Source organism: Pseudomonas sp. SG-MS2 (assembly GCF_009933855.1).
In the GTDB taxonomy this organism is placed as follows: domain Bacteria; phylum Pseudomonadota; class Gammaproteobacteria; order Pseudomonadales; family Pseudomonadaceae; genus Aquipseudomonas; species Aquipseudomonas putida_E.
Map to the genome: position 1 here is coordinate 1 of NZ_MOMO01000251.1, position 24,444 is coordinate 24,444.

At 60.9% G+C, this 24,444-nt stretch carries 19 protein-coding genes and 1 pseudogene; 2 read left to right on the forward strand and 18 right to left on the reverse strand.

Going from position 1 to position 24,444, the window contains the following annotated elements; translation table 11 throughout:
• Positions 1–27 precede the first annotated feature (27 nt).
• From BLX42_RS23815 to bcsE, 16 genes and pseudogenes are all read right to left on the reverse strand, one after another.
• On the reverse strand, positions 28–1,047 hold the full coding sequence (locus BLX42_RS23815; RefSeq protein WP_161872785.1) for an IS30 family transposase: 1,020 nt from the start codon (positions 1,045–1,047) through the stop codon (positions 28–30).
• Between the two features lie 32 nt (positions 1,048–1,079).
• A pseudogene (locus BLX42_RS23820) lies at positions 1,080–1,634 on the reverse strand (hypothetical protein); the annotation flags it as partial.
• A gap of 9 nt (positions 1,635–1,643) precedes the next feature.
• A complete protein-coding gene (locus BLX42_RS23825) occupies positions 1,644–2,132 on the reverse strand; it encodes a type VI secretion system tube protein Hcp (protein ID WP_161872794.1) in 489 nt (162 codons plus the stop codon).
• Positions 2,133–2,338: 206 nt separating this feature from the next.
• A complete protein-coding gene (locus BLX42_RS23830; RefSeq protein ID WP_161872795.1) occupies positions 2,339–3,202 on the reverse strand; it encodes an ABC transporter permease in 864 nt (287 codons plus the stop codon).
• 14 nt (positions 3,203–3,216) lie between these two features.
• Positions 3,217–4,080 carry an ABC transporter ATP-binding protein gene (locus BLX42_RS23835; protein ID WP_161872796.1) on the reverse strand — a complete coding sequence of 288 codons (864 nt, stop codon included), beginning with the start codon at positions 4,078–4,080 and terminating at the stop codon, positions 3,217–3,219.
• Between the two features lie 6 nt (positions 4,081–4,086).
• Positions 4,087–5,106, reverse strand: coding sequence for an ABC transporter substrate-binding protein (locus tag BLX42_RS23840; RefSeq protein WP_161872797.1), 1,020 nt, complete (start codon positions 5,104–5,106; stop codon positions 4,087–4,089).
• A gap of 17 nt (positions 5,107–5,123) precedes the next feature.
• On the reverse strand, positions 5,124–6,023 hold the full coding sequence (locus BLX42_RS23845) for a TauD/TfdA family dioxygenase (protein ID WP_161872798.1): 900 nt from the start codon (positions 6,021–6,023) through the stop codon (positions 5,124–5,126).
• 213 nt (positions 6,024–6,236) lie between these two features.
• A complete protein-coding gene (gene bcsC, locus BLX42_RS23850) occupies positions 6,237–9,758 on the reverse strand; it encodes a cellulose synthase complex outer membrane protein BcsC (protein WP_046788339.1) in 3,522 nt (1,173 codons plus the stop codon).
• Positions 9,746–10,855, reverse strand: a complete 1,110-nt coding sequence (gene bcsZ, locus BLX42_RS23855) for a cellulose synthase complex periplasmic endoglucanase BcsZ (RefSeq protein ID WP_161872799.1) — start codon at positions 10,853–10,855, stop codon at positions 9,746–9,748. The genes bcsC and bcsZ overlap by 13 nt, the downstream gene beginning before the upstream one ends.
• A gap of 2 nt (positions 10,856–10,857) precedes the next feature.
• Complete coding sequence (gene bcsB, locus BLX42_RS23860) at positions 10,858–13,137, reverse strand: cellulose biosynthesis cyclic di-GMP-binding regulatory protein BcsB (protein ID WP_178110745.1); 2,280 nt, start codon at positions 13,135–13,137, stop codon at positions 10,858–10,860.
• Positions 13,137–15,746: a UDP-forming cellulose synthase catalytic subunit gene (gene bcsA / locus BLX42_RS23865; RefSeq protein ID WP_161872801.1), complete on the reverse strand. Its 2,610-nt coding sequence runs from the start codon at positions 15,744–15,746 to the stop codon at positions 13,137–13,139. The genes bcsB and bcsA overlap by 1 nt, the downstream gene beginning before the upstream one ends.
• Positions 15,743–16,459, reverse strand: a complete 717-nt coding sequence (gene bcsQ / locus BLX42_RS23870; RefSeq protein WP_046788335.1) for a cellulose biosynthesis protein BcsQ — start codon at positions 16,457–16,459, stop codon at positions 15,743–15,745. The genes bcsA and bcsQ overlap by 4 nt, the downstream gene beginning before the upstream one ends.
• On the reverse strand, positions 16,456–16,671 hold the full coding sequence (gene bcsR, locus BLX42_RS23875; protein WP_046788334.1) for a cellulose biosynthesis protein BcsR: 216 nt from the start codon (positions 16,669–16,671) through the stop codon (positions 16,456–16,458). Before bcsR ends, bcsQ begins: the two co-directional genes overlap by 4 nt.
• Positions 16,668–18,278 carry a cellulose biosynthesis protein BcsG gene (bcsG, locus tag BLX42_RS23880; protein WP_046788333.1) on the reverse strand — a complete coding sequence of 537 codons (1,611 nt, stop codon included), beginning with the start codon at positions 18,276–18,278 and terminating at the stop codon, positions 16,668–16,670. Before bcsG ends, bcsR begins: the two co-directional genes overlap by 4 nt.
• On the reverse strand, positions 18,271–18,456 hold the full coding sequence (gene bcsF, locus BLX42_RS23885; RefSeq protein ID WP_046788332.1) for a cellulose biosynthesis protein BcsF: 186 nt from the start codon (positions 18,454–18,456) through the stop codon (positions 18,271–18,273). The genes bcsG and bcsF overlap by 8 nt, the downstream gene beginning before the upstream one ends.
• The gene (gene bcsE, locus BLX42_RS23890) at positions 18,453–19,943 is read right to left on the reverse strand and encodes a cellulose biosynthesis protein BcsE (RefSeq protein ID WP_046788352.1); all 1,491 of its coding nucleotides are present in this window, start codon (positions 19,941–19,943) and stop codon (positions 18,453–18,455) included. Before bcsE ends, bcsF begins: the two co-directional genes overlap by 4 nt.
• A 369-nt stretch (positions 19,944–20,312) precedes the next feature.
• Here bcsE and BLX42_RS23895 point away from each other — a divergent pair, with 369 nt between their 5' ends.
• Complete coding sequence (locus BLX42_RS23895; RefSeq protein WP_046788351.1) at positions 20,313–20,654, forward strand: hypothetical protein; 342 nt, start codon at positions 20,313–20,315, stop codon at positions 20,652–20,654.
• Between the two features lie 58 nt (positions 20,655–20,712).
• Here the strand turns inward: BLX42_RS23895 and lapD are convergent, their stop codons facing one another.
• On the reverse strand, positions 20,713–22,656 hold the full coding sequence (lapD, locus tag BLX42_RS23900) for a cyclic di-GMP receptor LapD (RefSeq protein ID WP_161872802.1): 1,944 nt from the start codon (positions 22,654–22,656) through the stop codon (positions 20,713–20,715).
• A gap of 10 nt (positions 22,657–22,666) precedes the next feature.
• A complete protein-coding gene (gene lapG / locus BLX42_RS23905) occupies positions 22,667–23,428 on the reverse strand; it encodes a cysteine protease LapG (protein WP_177010683.1) in 762 nt (253 codons plus the stop codon).
• A 205-nt stretch (positions 23,429–23,633) separates the two neighbouring features.
• Here lapG and BLX42_RS23910 point away from each other — a divergent pair, with 205 nt between their 5' ends.
• Complete coding sequence (locus tag BLX42_RS23910; RefSeq protein ID WP_046788330.1) at positions 23,634–24,332, forward strand: GntR family transcriptional regulator; 699 nt, start codon at positions 23,634–23,636, stop codon at positions 24,330–24,332.
• Positions 24,333–24,444 lie beyond the last annotated feature (112 nt).

The following is a 24,444-nucleotide window of genomic DNA, read 5'->3' on the forward strand; positions in this document are numbered from 1 at the left end:
GGCGGCCTCAGGTTCCAAGTGCAACAGTCAGTTGATAATGTTGAGCCGATTGGTTGCCAGCAGTTGCAGATGATCCGTCAACACTTCAACAGGGAATTTCCAGCCCAATGTCTGACGAGGTCGGGTGTTGAGCAAGTCGGCAATCTCGTCCAGCCGCTCCTGGCTAACCAGCGACAAATCGGTGCCCTTGGGTAAGTACTGCCGGAGCAGGCCGTTCGTGTTCTCGTTGCTGCCTCTTTGCCAAGGGCTGTGCGGGTCAGCGAAGTAGATCTTCATTCCCGTACGATCTGTCAGCTCTTGATGCTTGGCCATCTCGCTGCCTTGGTCATGGGTCATGGTTTTCAGCAGCGCCGGTGCCATCCGCGAAAGTTCTCGCGTCATCCCCTCTAGCGCGGCGTCTGCGGTGGGCGCATCCAACTTGGCCAGGATCACGAAACGGCTTGTGCGCTCGACCATCGTCGCTACTGCCGAGCGATTGTTCGCGCCCATGATCAGGTCGCTTTCCCAATGACCTGGCACTTGTCGACCTTCGACCTCTTGAGGTCGGTAGCGAATATTCTGTTCAGCTGGATAGCGCTCGCGCCGAGCTGGCGCAGTGCTGCGAGTACGCCGCTTGCTGCCGCCCTGGCGCAGGTAACCAATGAGTTGACGCTTAAGCTCGCCGCGTGGGTATGCATAGATTGTCAGGTAGATCGTTTCGTGACTCACATGCCGCTCAGGATTATCAGGCCAGTAGTCCTTGAGTCTGGCGGCAATTTGCTGAGGAGACCAGCCCTTGGCCAACATGCTGTGTACGACCTGGAACAGTTCAGAACCAGGGGCAAGAAGCTTGCTGCGCCTCGGGACGTGTCTGAGGGCACGGGCTCGAGCACCGGCAGTGCTGGCGTCATAGTGCCCAGGCTGCGACTGGCGCCGCACCTCTCGACTCAGCGTGCTGGGTTGGCGCCCAAGAACTTGGGCGATGGCTCGCAGCGAGGCGCCTTGCATACGCATGATCATTAGCGTTACGCGCTCTTCGATGGTCAAGTGGGTGTAGTGAGTAGTCATGCAGCACCTTACCTCGGGTGTTGCACTTGGTCACTGAGACCGCCCATCCGCTTGATCGATCCCTGATTTCGTAGACCAGAACCATAGGCGGCGGTTTTCCCAAGCTGTTCATCTAACGTGCTGAATAGCGCCGCACGTTTTGCGTAGAACTCTTCCCGTGCCCTGAGCGCACCTCCACTCATATGCACGCGGTGCAGTTGCTCGATCTGTTCCAGCGTCTTCTTGATCGCCTCCAGATGCCTGGCCCAGCCATCGCTTGCTGCCCCTACCCCCATCGACGCATGGGCCAGCAGATTCTGCAGCATCTCGAAGTTATCCAGCATGAACCTATCGACACCACCGCCATTGAACACGATGTCATGGTGGATGCCTGCCGCCTTGCCCATGAGAAAGGCTTCATGGCTCGTGCAAGAGGGTGTACTAGGATCACCGACGATCACCAGTTCGCCGGCAAAGACGACCGAATTGAAGATATGAGCATTCAGCACATCGAACTTGGCCTGCTGGTTGGCGTTCATCGGCGTTCCGTTCTTCAGGGTCGCATAATTCTGCGCCTTGGGATTTATAAAGCTGAGTACCTCGGACATGATCGATCCTCACGAAAACTTCTTGTTGGCAATCCGGTCCCAGCCTCCGGTCAAATTGCCGCCGCCATGGCCGTCGGCGCGTTGCTGCCGGGTGTACGTGGCCTTGATACGGCCGTAGTCGAGCTGAATGATTTCAGTCGGTACGCCGCCGTGGGCGCTGTGTGCGTAGTCGGCGATGATCACTTCTTCGAGCACCACTTCGTAGTATTTAAGCTTGTCACCACCGGCACGGCAGACCACCAGCCTGACCTCCTTCAGGTGCTGCCCGGCGCAACTGGCCTCCAGTAGTTTGCAGCTGGCGTTGTCGAGGTACTTGGTGAAGGTGAGGTTGCTCAGAGTGGTGCGCCCGGAAGTAGCGCCGCCTGCGGAACTTGCAGTGGCGGAGGCGCTTTGGCTGGTGCCGAACGTATAGCCGAGTATCTCGATCCAGTTGCGGTATTGCTCGTCCTTCGCTTCGCCAGCGATTTCAGCGATTTGAATGTAAGCATCGAAAGCCATGGATACTGTTCCTTGTAAACGAATGAGCGAAACAGGCTAGGCGCGCGAAAAGGCAGTCGCAACAGTTCTCTGGAGATCGAGACCAAACACAGAACTTTCCTACAGTTTTCTGATAATTTTGTTTGCGAATGTATGAGGGCTTTTCAGGGTCAGGGTCATGACCGCACGCTAGCTGTCCGGCAATAGGGCCCCCTCAGGCCATACCGTTAGCGCTGCATCCCCCAGCGCCGCACGGTCACCCGTTCCAGGGTATTGAACACCAACCCCTCGACCAGCAGCCCGATCAGGATCACCACCGCCAACCCGGCAAAAACCTTGTCGGTATACAGCTCGTTGCGGTTCTGGAAGATGTACCAACCCAACCCGCCCTTGCCGCTGCTCGCGCCGAACACCAGCTCGGCGGCGATCAGCGTGCGCCAGGCAAATGCCCAGCCGATTTTCAACCCCGACAGGATCGACGGCAGTGCCGCGGGTACCAGGATGTGCAGCACCAGCCGCAGCCCTTTGAGGCCATAGTTGCGCCCAGCCATGCGCAAGGTTTCAGAAACGCCAAGAAAACCCGCGTAGGTATTCAGCGCCAGCGCCCAAAGCACCGAGTGCACCAGCACGAAGATCAGGCTGTTATCACCCAGCCCGAACCACAGCAGGGCCAGCGGCAGCAGGGCAATCGCCGGCAGTGGGTTGAACATCGAGGTCAGCGTGCCCAGCAGATCGCGCCCAAGCTGGGTCGATACCGCAAGGCTGGTAAGGCCGAATGCCAGGACGATGCCCGTCAGGTAGCCCTTGAGCAGGATTACCAGCGACACGCCGACTTTGGCCGGCAGCTCGCCGCTGCGCAGGCCGTCCCACAGCGCCGCGGCAGTCTGCAAAAAGCTCGGTAGCAGCAGGTCATTGCCCTGGTAGCGGGCAATGGCCTCCCACAGTGTTGCGATCACCACAAGGATCACCGCCTTGCGTAACCAGCCTTGCTGCCACAGGCGCTGGGCCAGCGGCAGGTTGCGTTCCAGAGGCACACTGAGCAGCGGCTCCAGCTGCACCTCGTATTCCTGACGTACAGGTGTAGTGGTCATGGCTCAAGCTCCTGTCAGTAGGCAATGCGGATGTCGTTGAAGCCCAGGTATTCGGCCTGCTCGGGGGCATCGGCCTGGTCGAACAACAGCCGATGGATGCGCCGGGCGCTGGCCTGAAAGTCACTGGCGCCGAGGCTGCCAAGGTCGTACTGATGGCTGTGCACCTCGGCCCGTACCCGCCCCGGATGGGGTGACAGCGCCAGGATGCGGTTACCCACTACCAGCGCCTCCTCGATGGAATGGGTGACGAACAACAAGGTGAAGCGCACCTCCTCCCACAGCAACAGCAACTCTTCCTGCATCTTGCGCCGGGTAAGCGCATCGAGTGCGGCGAACGGCTCATCCATCAACAGGATCTTCGGTTGCGTGGCCAGTGCACGAGCAATTGCCACGCGCGCTTTCATGCCGCCCGACAGGGTATGCGGATAAGCGTCGGCAAAAGCCGCCAGGCCAACCTTGTCTAGGTAATGCAACGCTCGGTCTTCGGCCTCGGCGCGCTTGAGCTGGCCAGAAACGAGCAGCGGGAACATGACGTTCTGCTTCACCGTCTTCCACGGCGGCAGCTGGTCGAACTCCTGGAACACCACGATGCGATCGGGGCCAGGGCCGATGACCGGCTGGCCCTGCAGCAGGATCTGCCCTTGCTGTGGGCTGATGAACCCGGCTACGGCCTTGAGCAGCGTGGACTTGCCACACCCCGAGGGGCCCAGCAAGACAAAACGGTCGGCACGGTCGACTTCGAAGCTGACCTGATGGGTGGCCCGCACCACGCGCTGCGCGGTACGGTATTCGAGGCTCAGGTTATCCACCTTGAGCAACGGCGGTGTAGCCACACGGCTAAGGTTGCTGGCCGTGTGGCCTGGCAATGGGGCGGTCATGGTCGGTCAGCTCCCCTGCAGTGGGCGTTCATCCTGGAAGAAGTAATCCTTCCACGACTCAGGCTTGTGCTTGATGGCGCCTACCCGGTAGAGGAATTCGGCCAGCTTGTAGGTGTTCTTCGGCGTTACGGTGAACTCGTACTGGGGGTTGTCGATCAGCTTGATCAGCACATCGCGGTCAATCTTGGCCTTGGTGACGCGGATATAGGTATCGGCAGCCGCCGCCTTGTGCTTCTGGGCAAAGTCCGCCGCCTCGGCCAGGGCATCGACGAACGCCTTGTAGGTCTTGGGGTTGTCGTTGCGGAATTTCTCGGTGGCAAACAGCACGGTCGGCGAGTTGGGGCCGAGCAGGTCATAGCTGTTGAGCACCACGTGCACGTCCTTGTTGGCCAGTGCCTGGTCCTGGAACGGCGGGTTGGAGAAGTGCCCGTTGAGCTCGGTGCCGCCAGCCAGCAACGCAGCGGTGGCATCTGGGTGCGGTACGGCCAGGGTGTACTTGTCGAGGCGGTTGTAATCCTTCTCGCCCCACTGCTGGGCAGCGGCGTACTGCAGGAAGCGCGATTGCACCGAGACGCCCACGGCCGGCACGGCAATGCGGTCCTTGCCGGAAATGTCGGCGATGGTCTTCACGTTCGGGTTGCTGCTGACCAGGTAGTACGGAAAGTTGCCCAGCGAGGCCACCGCCTTGACGTTCTGCCGGCCTTTGGTGCGGTCCCATACCGTCAGCAACGGCCCAACGCCGGCACCGGCGATGTCCACCGCGCCGGACAACAGCGCGTCGTTGATCGCAGCACCCCCGGATAGCTGGGCCCAGTCGACGTCGATGTCGATACCCTGCTCCTTGCCGTGCTTTTCAATCAGTTGCTGATCACGCACCACATTGAGCAGCAGATAGACAATGCCGAACTGCTCGGCAATGCGGATCTGGCCTTCGGCATGGGCCACCGTGGGGGCCGCAAGGCTGCCCACGACCAAGCTTGCACCCAGGGAGATACTTGCCGCCAGGCGGCTGATGGATTTGCGCATGATGGTTTCCTCAGTCGTCAGAACGGGGCATCGCCCTGGATGGTGGTACGGAAAAGTTTGCGTCGCAGGTGCGCCGGGCAGCCTGTGGCGAGGTGGATCAGCGAGCGGTTGTCCCAGAACACCAGGTCGTGTGCCTGCCATTGGTGGCGGTAGATGTTCTGTTCGAGCACGCTCAGGGCATAAAGCTGCTGCAGCACGTCGCGACTTTCATCATCCGGCAGGCCGACAATCCGGGTAGTGAACCCTTCGCTGACGAACAGTGCCTTGCGGCCGTTTTCCGGGTGGGTTCGCACCACCGGATGGACCACTTCCTGCACCTGTGCAAGCTGCTCGGCGCTAAGGGTCGGGCGCCAGCTGCCTTCGAACTTGGTCTCGGCATAACGGGCGGTGTAGGAGTGAGCGGCACTGCGGCCCTCGACCTGCTTGCGCAGCGCTTGGGGTACCGCGTCCCAGGCCTTGTGCATGTCGGCGAACAGGGTGTCGCCACCTTCGCTGGGCAACTCCTGGGCGTGCAGCATGGAACCCAGGCTTGGGAGTTCCTTGTATGACAGGTCCGAATGCCAGAATTTGCCGGCATCGCCCAGGCCGATGTTGTGGCCGTTCTCGATGATGTTGGAGACGATCAGGATCTCGGGGTGGCCTTTGAGCAGAAACTGCTTTAGCACATGGATCTGCAGTTGGCCGAAGCGGCGGCTGAAGGCGATCTGCTGTTCAGGGCTGATGCGCTGGTCGCGCAGCACCAGTACATGGTGCTCGAGGTGGGCGTGATGAATAAGGCTGAAGTCCTCGGCGTTGACCGGTTTTGCCAGGTCCAGGCCGATGATCTCGGCGCCAACGGCACCCGAGAACGGGCGGATTTCAAAGGTTTGCGGCTGAGCGCTGTGGTTGGACGACAAGGCGTTCGAGGCGACGGACATTTTTCACTCCCACGCAGTGCGCGACTTCGATGACGCGCAACGATCAGAAACGCACGGGGTTTAGCCGTGTGGGTTCAAGTCGTGCGGCGCATCGATTGGTCGACGGGTACGCAGTGGGATCGACTATAAAGTCATAAAAGGGATAATTTAAATACCTTTATCGAATAATCATATGAACCAGCTCACTGCCGCCGAGCGGGCGCCACGCGCCCGTCAACGCCACTCGCTATAGGGCTCCAACGATGTCACAGGCAACGCCAGGTTGCCCCGCCATGGCTCGAACATATAACGCACATAGAACACGGCATGGCTCGGTGCATAGTCATCACTGTGCTGCCAGTCGAAAGCACCACCTAGTGCCCAGCGATCATTCAGGCGCCGCTCCAACGCTCCACGCACTCGATAACCCAACCCTGTGCTTTCGCTGGCGTCGGTCATCTCATTGATGTTGGTATCACTGCTGTCCGAGACAGCATTGAAATGCTCAAGCAGCATGCGATTGACGCCGGAGTCTGGGTAAAGACGGTTGCTGCCGCTATGTGCACGGGACCAACTGACTGAGCCTTCCAGCAGGAGCGACCAATCGTAGTTGCGCCAGGCATAACTGACGGGTAGACCGATCGATTCGTAGCGCTCCGGGCTGTAATACCCGCCTTGGCCAAGGCTGTAGCCGCCCAGATCTTTGTCATAATTCCAACGCATCAGTGTCAGGCCAACGCGCATGCGCTCGTCCGCCTTTTCCACCGCGCGGTAGTAGTAACCCGCCATGATGCGAGTGCGCTGATTGTCGGCGACATTCTCACCGCGCAGCCAGTGGTGGCCCAGGCTCGCCCAGACGCCGTGATCACCGCCCTGGTCCCAGCTCAAGCCAAGCGTTGTACCGTTAGCCGTCACACCGCCCCAGCGGATATGCGTGTTGGGGTCGCGAGTGCCTCCAAACGAAAGCAGCGAGTTGCTCATTGGCCGGCGCGAGGCGGACAGCGACCAACCGACCTGCCCTAGGTCACCATTGAGGATTGCACCACCCAGCCAGTTGTTGACCTCGTAACCTTGGGTAGTACCCAGGTCAAAGCCCCAACGAGCATTCTGCCAGCCCGCAGCCAGAACGCCGCCATTGGCACGTTGCGAACCGCCTGAACAGCCTTGAGTGGTTCCGCGAAGACTGAACTGGCAAGAGCCGAAATCTTCGTTGTGTTGGCCTGCGTCATTCAAGTCGAACGAGCCGGCATCCATGCCAATGCGCTCCAGGCGCGCGAAGGCCCTGCCGTCGTCCCAAGGGGTGTCGACGTGCAGCAGGGTCGACTGAGTACTCAACCTGGAAATACCTGGGGTACCGTCGCTTTTGCGCCAACCGTAATCATGCATGAGGGTCACGTTGGTATTGCGCTGGCGATACAACTCATCGACGTCACTGCGCAGGCTGCGCAGCAGCCAGTCATCGGCGTCATTGGCGCGGCTAGCCAGTGTCATTGCGCGGTCATCACGCGGTGACAGCGCCGAGCGGTCGAGCAACTGCGCATCGGCCATCGCCGCCGCGTAAAGGTCCAGCGCCCGCTGCGGGTCATTGGCAGCCACCAGCCGGGCAGCATCCCGGCGTAGCAAGGGGTCGGGCTGGGGCTGCTGCGAGGCAATATGGTCAAGCAGCCTGGACGCTTTGTCCTTTTCCCCCAGCGCCACCCAGACTGCAGCCAGACGCTGCTGCGCGTCGCTCTGCTGATCCGTCAGTTGCAGCGGTTGTGCGGCCAGCGCCTGCCGCACACGCTCCAGGTCGCCTTCGGCAATCCAGCTTTGCATGATGCCGAGCCGGGCCTCGGGACGCTGGGGTTGGACCTCAAGCACCCGCTGATAGTAACCACGCGCCTTGCTGCTATCGCCCCGCTCTGCCGCCCAGTCCGCCATCAACAAGAGGTCGTCGGGATCTCCCTCGCCATGGGCCAGGCCGGCTTCCAGTACCGCTGTTGCCTCAGCCGTACGGCCCTGCTCCTGCAGGCGCTGAGCCTGAGCCAAGGTCATGCGCCGACGCACGCGCTTGTCCAAGGTGCGCATGTCGTCGGTCCAGGCGCCTTCGGGCACGGCACGCAAGGTGTCCAAGGCCAGAAGATCACGGTCACTGGACTCCAGATACAGGCCATGGGCATAGCGCGTGGCCGGGTCCGCTGGCTGGCTTTTCAGCACGTTGGCGAACGCGGCATCTGCCTCGGCGTTACGCCCCTGTCGGCGCAGGCTGCTGGCCAGCTGATAGACCAGCCATGGCTCATCGGGGGCCAGTTCGGCAGCCTGCTCCAGAACGCGGCTGGCGGTGGCCCAATCCTCGCGTTGCAACGCAGCGTCACCCTGCTCACGCAGGCGACCGAGCTGCAGGCTGCGGCGCAGGCTGGCGAATTGAGCCTGCTGAGCTGCTGGCAAGCTGTCCAGATACGCTTGCGCCTTGTCTGTCGATTGCGCCTGGTATATCCGCATCAAGCCGCGCACTGCGCTTTCATTGTCGGGCAACATGCGCCGCACTTGCAGGTACTGCCGTTCGGCGCCAGCCATGTCGCCTTCGGCAAACGACACATCGGCCAGCCCGAGCAAGGCGAACTCATCTTCGGGGCGCTGCTGGCGCGCCTGCTGGTAAAGCGAGCGAGCGACGCGCAGGTCCTGCTTCTCCAGCGCGCTGTCGGCTTTTTGCAGCATCCCCCAATACTGGCTGGAGGCTTGGAGGTCTTTCCATTTGCTCATCAGGCGGGTGCTCTGCTCAATGGCAACGGCCTGATGAAAAGATTCGTTCGCTTGCGCATAACGGCGCTGGCGCATCAGCGCAACGCCAAGCGCACCGTGCAGGCTGGCATCATTTGCATAGCGACGCAGGGCAAGACGCAGCTGCGCCTCGGCCTGGACATTGCTCCCCTGTTCCAGCAACGCCTTGCCGCGTTGCCCCGCCTGCCAGGCAGGGTCGGCGACCAGGGTACGCTGCTGCTTGAGGTTTTCGCCGGCCAGCGGCAGCAGTGGCGAAGCGGGATAGCGCTGTGCGAAGGCCTGCCAGGCAGCAACGCTGCTGGCACTTACCGGTTGCTCGGACAGATAGTCGAACTCGCGCTGCGCCGCGGCATCGCGTGCCGTGGGGTCACGCGACAACTGATCGAGCACAGCCAGGGCCTCGCTGTCGCGCCCTTCGCTGAACAACCAGCTGGCCAACGTCTGGCGCAGGCCTGCGTTGCCTGGGTACTGGCTATCGAGCTGCTGTAACTGCCGGACTGCTTCCGGGCGCTGTCCGGCCAGATTGCCCCGCACCCGCCAATAGTCCAGTGCCATGTCCAGGCTGGGCGGCTCGCCGGCGAACAGTTGGTCATAGGCCAACAGTGCCTCGTCGTAGCGCCCGGTTACCGCCAGAAGACGAGCTTGTTGCAGACGCTGCGCCATCTCTGGTTGTTGCAGTTGCAGCAGACGTCGGGCTTGTCGGTCCTGAAGGCTGCCCGGCGCGACTTCGGCGATTCGTGCGCGCAGCTGCTCGGCTTCCTGAGGCTTCTGCTCACGCAGGGCCAGGCTCAAGGCCGCCAGCAAGGCATCGGGGTTGCGTGGCTCCAGCAGCCGCAGCCTGGCCAGCGCGTTGTGGATCAGGTCGTCACGGTGCAACGCCTCGCCGATGCGCACCTGCTCGAGCAGCCATTGGCGCTGCCCATCACGATCCTTGGGTTGCGCAGCCACAGCGCAAGAGAGTGCAGCCAGCGTCAGCACGCCGATCATTCGGAACATGGTGCACTCCAGGCAGGCAGCAGACGGCCATCGTTGTCGAAGCGATAACGGTCCTCATCCCAACCTCGGCCGAACATGGACAGCACGTGGTCGTAATACCCCTGCGCCTCGACGGGTTGGTCGCGCAGCTTTTTACGTTGCACCTCAAGGGCGCCATGACCGTCAACAGTACTGGCCAGAAGCGGTAAAAGTGCCGCAGAGAAGCCTATGGGGCCATGACCGATTGCTTTACCGGTGCGAGCATCGACGCTTTCCGGCGGCTGGCCGCCACGCGTGGTCAGCTCGACCATCGGTGCAAAGTGACGCAGCAACTCATCGCGCAGCGCCGCCCCACGGGCCAGCATGCCCAGCCACAGGTATACGCGGATGGCGTCATAGTCACCGGCACTGCCATGCTCAGGGTCGCCTTCGATGCCGGCTGCAGGTGTCCACAACAACCAGTCCGGAGCGAAGCCCTTAGGCGACGCCTGTAACCAGAGGCGGCGGACATTGCCTGCCATCTCGGCCCACAAAGGGTCTACCAGGGCGAAGCGGTCAAACAACTGGGGTGGCAGGTAGCTTGGGTTAAGCCGCCAACCGCGACTGTCTTCAAAGCCGTAGTCACCGGGCAGCAGCATCACGCCCAGGCCAGGCAACTTGCGTACGGTCTGGGCGGCAATGCGCCAGAGCATCTGCTGGCCCAACCGGGCATAGCCTGGCTCGTCCCACAGCCGCCCGGCTTCGAGCAGGCTATAGGCGATCCAGGCATCAGCGTCACTGGCGTTGTTGCTGTCCAGCACCTTCCATTGCTGCTGGCTGCGCCCCCACTGCCACGCCGGAAGATGGCGTGAAAGGTCCCCTTGGGCCAGGTTGTTGCTGGTCCAGTGCAGTAACTTCGCGAAGCCATCGCGGTCATTACCGACCAAAGCGAAGAACAGCGCATAACTCTGCCCCTCGGACGTAGTAACCAGTCGCTCATCACTGCGATCGATCACCCGCCCGTCCTCACTGATCTGTCGGGCCTTGAATCGCTCCCACGCCGGCCACGGGCACGCTGGCGAAGCGGCCGTAACAGCGGGCATCCACAATGCCACCAACAATGCCAACAGCTGGCGCATGTTCAATCGGCCTCACCCAGGCGACGACGCCCTGCCCAACGCAGCGCACGCCACAACAGGAAGGCGAAAAGCAATACGCTCACGGTGGCAAGCACCGCGATCAGCGCGGGGTAATCGGAAAGGTGGAACCACAACAGCAACCACCATGGCAGTTGGCCGACAAAGTAATGCTCACCGACGAACTGGCTACTGACGCCGCTGCTGCGCACCAAGGCGACGGAGCCGGCCACCGCTTCCAGCTTGCCGGAGTCCGCCAGCACATCGCGCAGCAATGCGTACTCGGCATCGGAACTGGCCAGCAGAGCGACGACGCTACGCTGCTCGTGGAATGGCGACTTCAGGCCCGTGATGGCGGCAATCGGCGCCTGTGCGCTGACCGTGACGCGACTGTTGGCGGCCACCGAGGCGGAATTGAAGCGCTGACTGCCCGGCGACTCCAGTGCCTTGCCCTGTACCATCCAGTCACGCTGTCGATTGAGCAACAACCCAAGGTCCGGGGCATCGTGCAGGCCTTCAGGCAGGCTGCCGATCAAGAGCAAGTCGGCATCAGCGTCCGCAGCTTGCTTCCAGTTGTCGGTCAGGCGCACATTCAGGGCTGGGTAACCGATTTGCCCGGCCAGGCTGGCGACCACGTCCAGCAGCGTACCGACCTGCATCTGCGTCGGCGTGCCCGGTACCACGATCACAGTGTCGGACAGATCGGCCATACGGCTGTAAGGGAAGCCGCTTCGGGCGAAGGCACGCAGATCAGGCATGGCCATGTAATGGTGATAGCCGGACAGGTCGATGGTCGAGTTTTCGTCGATAGCGGCCCGCACATCCACCGGCAGGGACGTCTGGCAATGGTCGCGCTGGGCGCTGCCCAGTGTGCTGGCGAAGCTGAAATCAAAACGCAGTCGATTGCGTGCACCGATTTTCAGGGCGGGCACTAGAGCCTGTTCGGTCAACGCTGTGCTGTCGGTGGACAGCACATTCAAACGCATTTCTTCGAGCGTGCCACCGCGGCGGTCGTTACCCACCAGCGGCATGCTGGTGATGTATTGATCATTGACGCTGATGCTCAGGCGCGACTCGTCTGTGACTGCCGGTGGGGTGTAGCGGTAAAGGGTCTGCAGCGGAATACCCTGGTTGCGCCAGACGAACAGATCCGGGGGCAAGTTAACATCGAGAGTGATCGGTCGCGGCTGCAGGCCGCTTACCTGAAGCTGCTCGGGGTAATCGAGCAACTCTGAGAAACGCACCGGCCGGTCAGTACGCGTCCAGTTAGGCGCATCGTAGGGCTTGCGCGGCTGTAAGGTGGTCATCTGTTCGACTTTGACCTGCGGCCCGCGGAACAGGTCACTGCCAACAGCCAGCGCCGACGCGGCCTTGACCAGGTCCTCGTCATTGCGACCGAGCACCAGCAGCAATTTGCTCCAGCGATCGGTAGGGTGATTGATCAACTGCACCACCGGGCCGTCGACCTTCGGGAACTTTTCCAGGTCGGCAAGGAATGACGGGCGACGCTCGTTGGTGGCGAAGACAATGGCCGGCGTAGGCTTGTCGCCGCTATTTGGCAGGCTGTTGAACGACACCGGGAAGCTCGCTTTGCGCCAACCCGCCTTGCTACCGAAATAGGACGAGAGAATGGCAGCCGCGCGCTGCTCGCCAAGGGTCGGCGCGTCAGCGAAAACGACCGGCAGCTCAAGTTTGCCGGTATCACGCGGATCGAAGAACGGCAGCGGGAAATAGGCCAGGTCATTTTCCAGGGCCAGCGGTTGCTGACGGAGCTGGACCTGGCTCTTGCGGTTGAGATTCAGCCACAGGCCGCTGTGCGCCGGGTCTTCACAGATATCGGTGTAGTGCCCGACGAACTCCAGGCGGACCCTGTTGAAATCGCTGATCAGCTTCGGGTCCAAAGGCAACTGCCGCCGCACACGCTGACCGAGCTGATCCTTTTCCACCGGCACCACACCCATCAACTCATCGTTGAGGTACACGCGCAGGTGGGAAAGGTTTGGCAGCAAGGCCGGCGAAGGGGTGTAGTCCAATTGCAGAACGGCTTCGGTCGCCAGGCGATCTCTGCGCAAGCCGAACTCTACGTTCTCACTGTTGCGTACCCCAAGCAGCAGGCTATCGGACGCTTGGCCAAGCTGTTCGAAAGTCCGGGTCACGGGCCAACTGGGCACCAGTGGCTCGGCCGACGGGGCAAGCGGGGCTACATCGGCGACGGCTGCATGCTGGAACAGGGAGGCAAGCAGTGCCATCGCCAGACTCCAGGTGCGCGCGGGATAACGAGTCATCATGCGTCTCGGTCAAGAAGGTTCGTGGATGGAGTAGGTCGCGGAGTGCGGGGCATGTAGCTGCCCAGCCAGCGCGCCAGATCAAGCGCCGGCTGCAACCGTTCGCGAAGCCAGCCTGGTGCGTGCTCGATCAAGCGCATATAGCCGACGCCGCCGAGTTTGAGCACGTCGACCAGGCTGCGTAGCGGGCGGTCGACCTCATGTTTGTCCTGCCACCCCAGCCAGGCATCAGCGCGGGCAAAGGTGCAATGCACCAGGTCGATCTGCTGCTGTTGGCTGAGGCCTTCGAAGGTCAGGCCTGCATGCCGACCGACGATGCGGGTTACCCGTGCATTGAAGGCGAATTCACGTTGGCCACGGCTGAGCAGCAGGCGTACACGCTCCCCGGGGGCGGGCGACACGCCTTCACCCAGCTGCAGGCCGATACCGCCATCGGAGTAATCGACCAGTGTGCATGGATAACCGTGCCCACTTTCCAGCAGCAGTGCAGCCGGCAGGTGCATCTGTACGCGATGCGCACGGCGCACCTGGCGCACTTCGGCTGCTACCGCGCAGGCTGCGCCGAGGATCAGCAGGTTGTAGATCACCCACAGTGAACTGACGATCACCGTGCCTATTTCGGCTACCGGCCCATTGATCAGCCGCCAGACGGCAAAGCCGAGCCCAAGCACATTGAGCCCGGCGAGGAACAGATACGGTTGGGCGATTCGCCAGTCGAACTGCCCTTGCTCCATCAACCCACCCTTTGCAGTGACATTGAAGGTGCCTTTCTTCGGCGCAAATAACGCAACCGTGGTGGGACGGGCGATGTACCAGGCCAGCACGGTCTCGTAAACCTCGCCCCAGAACGTTTGCCGGTATTTGCCCTGCATGCGCGAGTTGGTGAGGCTGGCGTGAATCATGTGCGGCAGCACGTAGAGCAGGATCATCAAGGCAGGCGCATAGATGATGTAGGCATGGAACAACAGGAACGCCAGCGGCGCGGTGAGGAAGATCAACCGTGGCAGGCCGGCCAGGAAGTGCAGCATGGCGTTGGCGTAGCAAACCCGCTGAAACAAGCTGAGACCCCGGCCGAAAAGGGGGTTGTCGGTCCGGAAAATCTGCACCATGCCACGCGCCCAACGAATGCGTTGGCCGATGTGCGCCGACAGGCTCTCTGTTGCCAGGCCCGCAGCCTGGGGGATACTCAGGTAGGCCGAGGTCCAGCCTTGGCGGTGCATGCGCAACGCGGTGTGGGCATCTTCAGTCACCGTTTCGACGGCGAATCCGCCAATACTTTCCAACGCGGTACGGCGCAGCACGGCACACGAACCGCAGAAGAAGGCAGCGTTCCACATGTCGTTGCCGTCCTGGATCAACCCGTAGAACAACTCGCCTTCGTTGGGGCGGCGACGGAAAGACCCCAGATTGCGTTCGAAGGGGTCCGGCGAGAAGAAGTGATGAGGGGTCTGTACCAGCGCCAGCTTAGGGTCTTTGAGGAACCAGCCGACCGTCATCTGCAGGAAGGAACGCACCGGGACATGATCGCAGTCGAAAATTGCGATCAGTTCGCTGTCAGTGACACCCAACGCATGGTTGAGGTTGCCGGCCTTGGCGTGGTTGTTGTGCGGGCGCACGATGTAGCCTACACCCACTTCGTCGGCGAAGGCACGAAACGCCTCGCGCCGGCCATCGTCAAGGATGTAGATGCGCAGGCAATCCCGCGGCCAGTCCAGGCCCAGGGCGGCCAGCACGGTGGTACGGACCACCGACAGATCCTCGTTGTAGGTGGGGATCATCAGGTCGACCGTCGGCCACCGGCTCGGGTTTTCCGGAAGGTTCGCCGGCTTGCGTTGCAGCGGCCAGCAGGTCTGGATGTAGCCAAGGATCAGCACGAACCAGGAGTAGGTTTCCGCCGCAAGCAGGATGACGCCGCAAACCAGGTCGAGGGTGTCGTTCCAGTTCAATGTCGAGGTATAACGCCACCACAGGTAGCGACAGGAAATGATCGTCGACAACACGATCAACATCAGCGTAGGGAAGCGACCCGGCATGTAGCGCACCAGCATCGCGATGCCCCACAGCAGGAAAATGAACACCAGTTGCGCCAGATAACCGAACGGTTCTGTTACGCAGAGCACGGCAAGAAGTACAGCGCACGAGGTGAGCACGGTATAAAACAGCCGTCGGCCAAATACGCTTAGCCCACGCAAGCGCGAAGCGGCACTGCGTTGCAGACTGCTGTCGCGAAAGCGTATCGGTACCTGGCGCATGGTTTCGGCCAACCGGGCTCGGTATTGGCGCAACACCTGCCATGCCCAGCGTAGTGGGCTTGTCATAGCAGACCAGACGCTCGCCAGCCTGCCCAGCCTGGCCGGCTGCGGCTCACTTCGCAGCAGCAGCCAGATGCACTGGATCAGCAGACGTAGCGGGTCGCCCAGCGTTGGACGCTTATCAACAAATTGCGGGAACAATCGCTGGCGCTCAGCCAAAAGCGCTTGCCAGGCCGGCGACTCTAGGCGCAGTAACAGGAATGCCAGCCACACGCACAGCGTAAACAACATCGCGACCGGACGATGAGTGCCCCGGGCGGTAAAGTAGCTGTAGGCCGAAAGCGGAGTCACGTTCACGCTTGCCGCCTTGCCAGGCAACGCACCGCCAGGCTCTGCACATCTCGGGAAGCCAGGCTCTGCGGCGCGTAATGGCCCACTGGCGCCTTGCAGGCAAATGCCTCGGCAAAGGCCTCGTCGCGGTGCACCAACTGCATCGGCAACTGGTTACGGAACTGATCACGCCACACCATCAGCACATCGTTTTGCAGGCTGCTGGCAGGATCGAAACGGTTGATCAGCATGAGGTCGTACTGTTCGACCTGCTGACGACCGAGCAAGACATGGCTGGTCATTTCCGCCTCTGCCACCAGTATCTGCATATCGCTTTCAAAGGCCCGAGTGCTTTGGGCACCGACAGGATAGGGAAGGTCCAATAGCAGCCAATCGAAATGCTCGGCCAGTTCAGCTTGCCGAGGGCGCCAAAGTTCGGGCGTGTGCCAGTCACCCAGGGCGTTGAGCCGACCTTGATCAACCTCACCAAAAGGCATCAGGCACAACCCCTCGAGCACTTCGTACACAGGCTCACCGAACGGCCGACCTTGTACCTGCGCACGCGCCCAGCCATTACGCTGATCGAGGGGCAAATTGAAGTGCAGCCCCAACAGGTTGTCCGGACAAAGATCGATCAGCAGTACCCGCTCACCCAGTTCACGTAAAGCGAAACCCAGGGCGGCCAATAACGCACTACGCCCCAAGCCACCCCGCAATCCGTGCAATGCCAGGCTGATCATGGCGTCTGGGCCTCAGGCACTGCGCGAGCGGGGACGGTTTCCTCGGCCCGGGCCATGCAGCTTTCGCCCAGTAGTGGCCAGCGCTGCAGAGCCTGTTGCACGCCGACCATCATGGAGATGTCCTGATAGCTCAAGGCAGGCATGTCCAGGTGCTGACGGAGCTGGGCAATATCGTCACTGCGGTCGGATGGGTCAGCCTTGCCAGTTTTCATGGGTTTTCCTTGGGAACAGGCTGCCAATCCGGCTGCCCTTGCAGACGCATGTAGGTGCGTCCCTGGAAGTCGATGACTTGGGCACCAGAGGTTTCTGATACACGTTCAGTGGTCGGCAAGTCGGTCAGCAGGCTGGGCAGGTCGAGCGTCTGCCCAGCACCCAGGCCTGCATATACACGAGAAACCAGTTCAGACAACGCAAGAAAGCTGGTAGGCGATGCCACCTTCAGGGGCTCCGCCCGAGCGTGCTGGCCCATGCCGATGAACTTGAGGCCGACCGGCACGTGGGTAATCGAAGGTGTAGGAATTTCACGCATGCCGGACAACTGCATACGGTCGCCATGCAGGGCCGCGCCGTGTTCGGGAACGATGGCTACGACCACGCGACGGCCGCTGCCTTCAAGTTCGTCGAGGAACTTGCCCAAGTCCCCGAACAGGCGGTTGGTCCGTGTGGCATAGTCGGCGGCGCGTGTGCCACCGTCAGCGGTGACGATACGGTTGCCGTCATGCAGGCTGATGGTGTTGTAAAACAGCGAAACATGCTGAGCGTCCGAGCTCCTGCGCTTGCTCCACCACCCTTGCAACACATCCAGATCGCCGGCAATTGGCGAGCCGTCAAAGCTGACAAGCGCTCTAGGGAAATCGGTGATGCTCAAGCCCGGCTGAGGCATGTGCTGGCTGGTGATGTCGCCAATGAAGTTATCGAACCGCCCGCTATGGTTGAGCAGGGTCTGGCTCTGGAAACCGAGCTTGGCCAGGTTCTCGAACAGCAGACACTGCTCGGGGGCCGGCTGATACAGACCAGAATGGGACGACTGACCACAACTTGCCCTTAGCATTCGGATTGCGGCAGGCCCGCTGTACGACGTGGCCGAATTGAACTGATCGAAAATCACGTCCATGCGCGAGAACAGCGCATTCTCGTGCAGGCCTACTGCTGTCAGGTCGTCCCAGGCCAGCGAGCACACATTGATTACCAGCAAGTCGAAGGGCTGCTCGTCCTGCTTCACCGCAGGAAACGCGGTTACCCGTTCGCGTTCGCTGGCAAAGAAGCGCTCAAGCCAGGCATTTAGGGTCGCGTTGTCGGCTACCGCTGCGGTAGGTGCAGTAGCGGCTGAGCTGGCCACAACCTGCTGGCTGCCAACGGGGCTCAGTGCCGGTAGCCCACCGACCGCCAGCCACGCCAGACCTACAAGGCTCAGGGTGCTCAGGCGCAGCCAGTGACGCAGGAACAGATACCCCACCAGCAGCAACACCAGGGCGCCCATCAGGTTCCAGTTTATGAACCTGGCCATCAGCTCCAGCAAGTAATCCCATGAAAAGTCGAGGACGCCTGGCTGTTCCAGCAGGCGACGGAATGGCGGCAGCCACGTGTCGTGGTAGAACAGGGCGACGCCCAGCGGAACCGCCACGACCTGACGACCGACTCGCAACCATCTTCCTGGCAAGGGCACCAGAAGAAACGCTGCGAACAGCAGGTTCGGCAGGGCCTGAAAGTCCAACATGCCGACTGCTACCAAGAGGAACTTGGCCAGGAAATAGAAGTTCCAGGCGCCCAGACCCCGCCAACGGGCTGCCAGAGGTACGGTATCGGTCGGATTATTCATGATCAGAGTCCTGATGCACTACGCGGCGGCGTACGCCAACCGGCTTCAGGTAACGGGGATGCAAATGGCGGTTGAGCCAGCCCTGCACCACGGCACGTATGCGTACAACGAACAGCACCAGGACCAGGGTGACCAGCGCACTGATGCCGATCACCTGCAGCAATTGAGCAAAGTTCATGCCGTCCTCCCCTGTTGCAGCTTGATCTCTCGAGGGGCCAGAGCAGCCCTCTTTTGCGCAGATGGGAAGGTTACCGACGCAGCCAGCGGCGGTTGAGGCTTGGTTTCGTCGTGGAAAGCCGGTGCCGTCAGGCTGTCGACGCTTACCAACAGGTCCTGGCTGATGAAGAGTTCCTTCCAGGACAATTGGAATATGTGGTCCAGCGCCTGTTCGACTCCTTCCGAGCGGCAGGCAAACAGGAACAGGAAAAGAACCTCACCGACCACGCAGGCAATATCGCCATCTCGGCGGAACAGCGTACGCGAGCACGCCTGCAGCGGGCTCAGACCAGGTACAGGGCGCAACACCAGCAACTGGTGCACGATTTCACCGTTACGATGGCCGTGCCACATCTGCTGCACGGCCTCGGCAAAAGCACGGGGTGCAACCAGGCCGCAGACGGGCAGCGGTCGAAGGCGGGCTAGCAAGGCATCGAAATCAGCCGGTAAGTGGCGGCGCCATACATAGCCCTGGATGCTGTCGACCATAGTGAGGAAACGCGACAGACTGGCGCCGAATGGGACGATCTGGCTGGCACCGCAAGCCAGCAGTAACTGCTCATCCTGATAACGCAGGGTAGGTGCCATTTCGCGCACCACCAGTTTCAGTGCGTTACCACGCAATTGCCGCAAGGTATGAAGCTGCCGGGCCAGGACATCAAGGCGCTGCCCACCGTCCATGGCAAAGATTACGGTTGCCGACACAGCACGGCTCGCCTTGGTACCCAACTCGCTCATGCTGTCGAAAACCTGCCAGTGCTCGGACAGTGCCGGCGCGCCTTCAAGCACTTGGCTCTGGGCCAGGCATACCAGTTCATCACCGCCGACGTCGGTCGACGGCAGAGGGCGACCGGCCACCGCAAAACCACTGTCGTAACGTGCCAACTCGACGTCCTGGGTGCCCACCACGCCGAGCATGTTGCTCCAGAAATGCTGCAAATAGCGAACGCCGCCCTGGCCACGGTAAAGCTGGGCAAGCCCATCGATTGACTGGTTGAATGCGCGCAGACGCTCCACCAGCGAAGCGCTCTGCCCTTCACTGACCACCAATATCAGCGCTTGGGCAGCGATTGCCGAACGGCGCAGCGCCTGGCACCAGCGCTCGACTTTGCTATTGTCCCAGGCAGCGGTGGGCACCAGCGCCACCAGCACGCGGCCAGGAAGGTCTATTCGAGGCAGGTCACGCTCGAGGTGCAGGATGGCCCGTACGTCAGCCTCGTACAATGCCAGCTCAGCCGGCCCGCAAGTCGCGGCGAGCCCGCCAAGAATCTGATGTAACGCTCGCGCATCGCCCAGTAACGATGCCCGGCCTTGTTCAGGCATGGCCTCGAGGATCTGGCGGCAGAGTGTAGCGGCGTCTTCTGTGGTGTCACAGGCCAACCAATACAGGCCGTGCTCATGGAACTGACTATGCTCGGCATCCAACCCGGGAATAGCCAACAACGGAATACTTTTCGTCAAAACAATGACTCTGAATTCGATATCGAAGCTGATTCGAGGAGAGGCCGCACGCGAGTACATGCGGCTTTTTGACGAACAAGAAATGTCAAAAAAACGACGCCTGCAGAGCTGGCTTGATTAGGTCGTCAATTCTACAGCACGCAGGCAAAATAGTGTCAAGATGATATGAAAGCCGTTGGTCGCACACGTTTGCCATGCGGTAATCGAACGCCCCAGGTGCTCAGCGCCTGCGCCTTGAAAATTGACTGGAGCATGCAAGAGAAGTCAAACAACTAGTGGGCAGGCGCATCACCGTAACTTTATCTATGCTGCGCCTGTGCCGACAATCAAGGTAACAACGTGACGGGGATGGCGACCATGTTCTACGTGCAACGCAATGATCAGGGGCAGTTGCAGCGGGTGGAAGTTGCACCCTACGCGGAGTACACGGAAGTCTTACCAGCCGATCATGCCGATATTCAGGGATGGTTCGCCGACGACGTGGTGGAAAATAGCCTCAAGCAGCTCAAGCAGAGCGACCTGGACATGATTCGCGTACTGGAGGACCTGATAGAGGTGCTCACTGCCAAAGGCGTATTCAGCATCACTGACCTGCCGCCCGGCGCGCAGGCCAAACTGCTCAGCCGCTCCACGGCGCGCAAGGCGCTGGGTAATTTGAACAACCTGATCGAAGAGGAAGACGAAGGCGGGTTGATCTGAACACGTTTTTTCTGTCTGTAGCGGCCCCATCGCAGCCTTGCCGGCCATGGGGCTTGGGTCAACGCCAGGGTGCGGGCTCGCCGACCAGCCGTCCCTGAATCCCTTCCACACCCATTTCCACCAGTACCTGTAGTTCACCTTGCGTCTCGACCCGTTCGGCAATCAACGGTACGTCTATGCTGTGGGCCGCACGTTGGATCGTTTCAATGAACAGGCGCTTGTGCTGTTCATGGTCGATGTTGCGGATGTAGCTACCATCGATCTTGAGGTACGCAAGGCCCAGGTGCGCCAGGTTGCCGATCATGCTGAAACGGCCGCCGAAACGCTGAAGCGCCAACCCGAAGCCCAACTCGTGCAGGCGCCGAGTCAACTGCTCAAGCATGCCCTGCTCGGGCAGTAGCTCACCGAGCTCGAACACCAGTCGGGACCGCAGCGCCGAGTGCTGCCCAAGCAACTCATATATGCGCTGCAGAGCGTTGGGGTCGGCCAGGGTCGCAGCCGACAGGTTGAGCGCAAGCACCTGATCATGGCTACGCAAGTGCGCCAGCACTTTTTCGAGCACCAGCACATCCAGCCGCGGCATCCAGCCAAAGCGCTCGAGCCACGGCAGAAAGCGGCCGGCCGGCACTGCCTCGCCTTCATCATCGTGCAGCCGTGAAATGACTTTGTAGTGCAGCACGCGCTGCACGTCCTTGCAATCCACAACCGGTTGGAAGAACAGTTCGAACTGACCTTTGACGAAGGCTTGCTTAAGCCGCGTGTGCCAGGCGTGATGGCTATCGCCGGCAACAGCCGCAGCACCCTGCTCAAGGCAAACCCAGCCGGGGGTCGGCTGATTTTCAGCGCGGGCCAGGGCCTCATCGGCAAGTTTCAATAGCGCTTGCGGCGCGTCACCGGGGCTGAACGGTGCAAGGCCGATACAGGCTACCGGGTCGACATCGGTGGCGCCGGTCTCGTGCAGGCTCTGCAGCGTGGCCTCCAGGGCCTGGGCGAGCTGTACCGCCTCTTCGTGCACCATGCCTGGGGCGAGCACGGCGAACTCACCGCCACGGCTGCGGGAAATCAGGTCTTTGGTCTCCGGGAACTTGGCACAGGTACGCTGCAGCTGTACACCGACCGCCTGCAACAGCTGGTCGGTGCGTTGGCCGCCCAAGCGGGCGTTAAGCCCTGTGAGGTCCTGAACACGCAGCAACAGTAGGTAACCCGCCCTCGCTTCTTCAAGGTTGCTGACTCGGGTATTGAGCTGCATTTCAAAGTAACGGCGGTTGGACAACCCGGTCAGGCTGTCCTGATACGATTCGGTACGTAGCCGCTCGCTGCGCTCAGCCTGCTCGTTGAACAGGGCCTTGAGCTTCTCCACCATCTGGTTCATGGCTTGTACCACACGACGCAACTCGGGCGTGCGCGGCAGCTCAGGCAGGCTGAGGAACTCGCGGCGGGCGATGGCGTGGGACTGCTCGACCATGTAGTCCAGCGGCCGCAATTGACGACGTAACAGCAAGGCTCCGAGTACCGCGCTCGCTGCACCGCAGAGCAGCAGCCAGCCCAGGCTGCCCAAGGCGCTCTGCCAGAGTTTGGAGATGGCGAACATCGGGTGGCTAATGACTTCGACCCGCGCGGCTTGTTGCCAACCTCGGCTGACGAGGGCATCACCGCCGGCAGCTTCGAGGCCTATCAGGTGGATGAACCAGGCAGGAACACCACCAGGATCTGGCTGCGCGTGACGCTCCACCAGCACCGCATTCGAGGCCAGGTCGACGACCTTGATGCTCGAATAATAGCCACTGTCAAAGATCGAACTGACCATGAGCTCTACCATGGCCGGGTCATCGATGTTCGGCGTCAACGAGAGCGCCAGCGCCGTGGCAGCGTCCTGGGCATGTGAGCGCAGCTGGTTGACGTACTGGCTGCGTGAACTCTCCAGGCTGACCATGAAGCTGCCGCTGAACGCGACCACCAGGAACAGGCAAATGGCCAACAGCAATTGTTTGAACAGTGACATCTGTGCTCCTTCAGTAAACCGGTTCGGCCGGGAACCCTTCGGCCTGCATTTTCTTTAACAGGTCCTGCCAGCGTGACAAACGCTTGGTGTCACCGACTTTCTTGTTACCCGCAGCACCGGTCAACCAGAGGCCTTCACCATTAAAGGCGTAGACCGGCAAGAGGTCAGTACGCTGGCTGGCCGGCTTGATCGCGTCCATCAGGCTATCGAGTACCAGCGGCTGGGCTTGTGGGCTTGAATAATAGGTCAGCACCATGTGCGCGCGATTCTGGCGCAAAGCCTTGACGTAGGTGATGCGCAGCTTTTCACTTGGGATACCCATACGGCGCAGGCTGAAATACTTGGCGATGGCGTAGTCCTCGCAATCGCCAGCGCCCTTGATCAAGGCCTGGATGGGCGTGGCCCAATAGTCGACTTCACGCCACAAGTCGATGTCTTCGACATAGCGCAATTGCTGGTTGAAAAACAGGTTGGCTGCCTGCAAGCGTTGTAGCTCGGAGCCTTGGTTTTGCGTGGCCATCATGGCTTGCCAGGCATCAATGCGGCCCTTGCCGGCACCGAGTGGGCCATACAGGGTCTGTGACTTGCGACTGATCTGGGAAAAATCCCAATCCGCATGCAAACCGCCCAGCAGCAAGCTGCCCAGCAAAATGGCGAGGCCGACACATCGCGCGGCGGATTTGATTACCCAGGGTATCGCCAATGCGAAGACCTGTTCAGACCAGTCGAAAGCAGCGATGGTGCGGCCTGTCAGCATAAAAAACAATGGCATCCTGCAATCATGCCGCCGGTGGTCGGGGAGCCAAGACTTTCCAGTTAATGCTTTGTATGTGCCGCTTCCTTTGCCAGTCGTCTTCATCCACCATATCTCTAGGCCTTGTTTCGCTCGCCCCCATTGCGGGGCGCTGGTTTGACAAGCCCCCTTGCCTGTTACTAGTGTCATTGGATCCAACTTTAGTCGCCGAGGCAGACTTCGCGTGGCCGAGAAAATCAAACTGAGCAATGTGCTGGCGAGCGAACAGCTACCGGCAAACCTGGCCCGTGGCGTGATCGAAGAACGCTTGCGCAGCGCCATACTCGATGGTCGCCTGCCGCCCGGTACCGCCGTGCGCCAACAAGAGCTGGCGACCTTGTATGGCGTCAGCCGCATGCCTGTGCGTGAGGCGCTGCGCCAGCTGGAAGCGCAATCACTGCTCAAGGTGGAGATGCACAAGGGCGCGGTTGTGGCGCCCTTGATTGGTGAAGATGCGGTCGACACTTATGCGTTGCGGGTTTTGCTCGAATCCGAGGCCCTGCGCCAATCCATTCCCCTGCTCGATGCCGAAGATATCGCCCGGGCACGTGGTTACATCCGGCAATTGGAAAACGAGACGCGCCACGCCGAAATCGGCCGCCTCAATCGGCTGTTCCACATGGCCCTGTACGGCAAGGCTCAGAACCAGAAGCTACTGCGCCTGATCGAGGACGAGCTCAACGAGGAAGAGCGCTTCCTGCGCTTTCATCTATCGTCGATGGGCTTGGGCAAGCTGACCCAGGACGATCACAACGCACTGGCGGATGCAGCCAGTGACAAGCTGGTCGACGAGGCAGTGAGGGTGCTGGAGCAGCATCTGAACAATGGTGCGCGGGTTATCAGGAATTACCTGGACAAGCAGGCAGCCCAGCCAATGCCATAACCCGGAAAAGACAAAGCCCCTGTCTGCAGTGCAGACAGGGGCTTTGGATTTGAATCTTGACGATGACCTACTCTCACATGGGGAAACCCCACACTACCATCGGCGATGCATC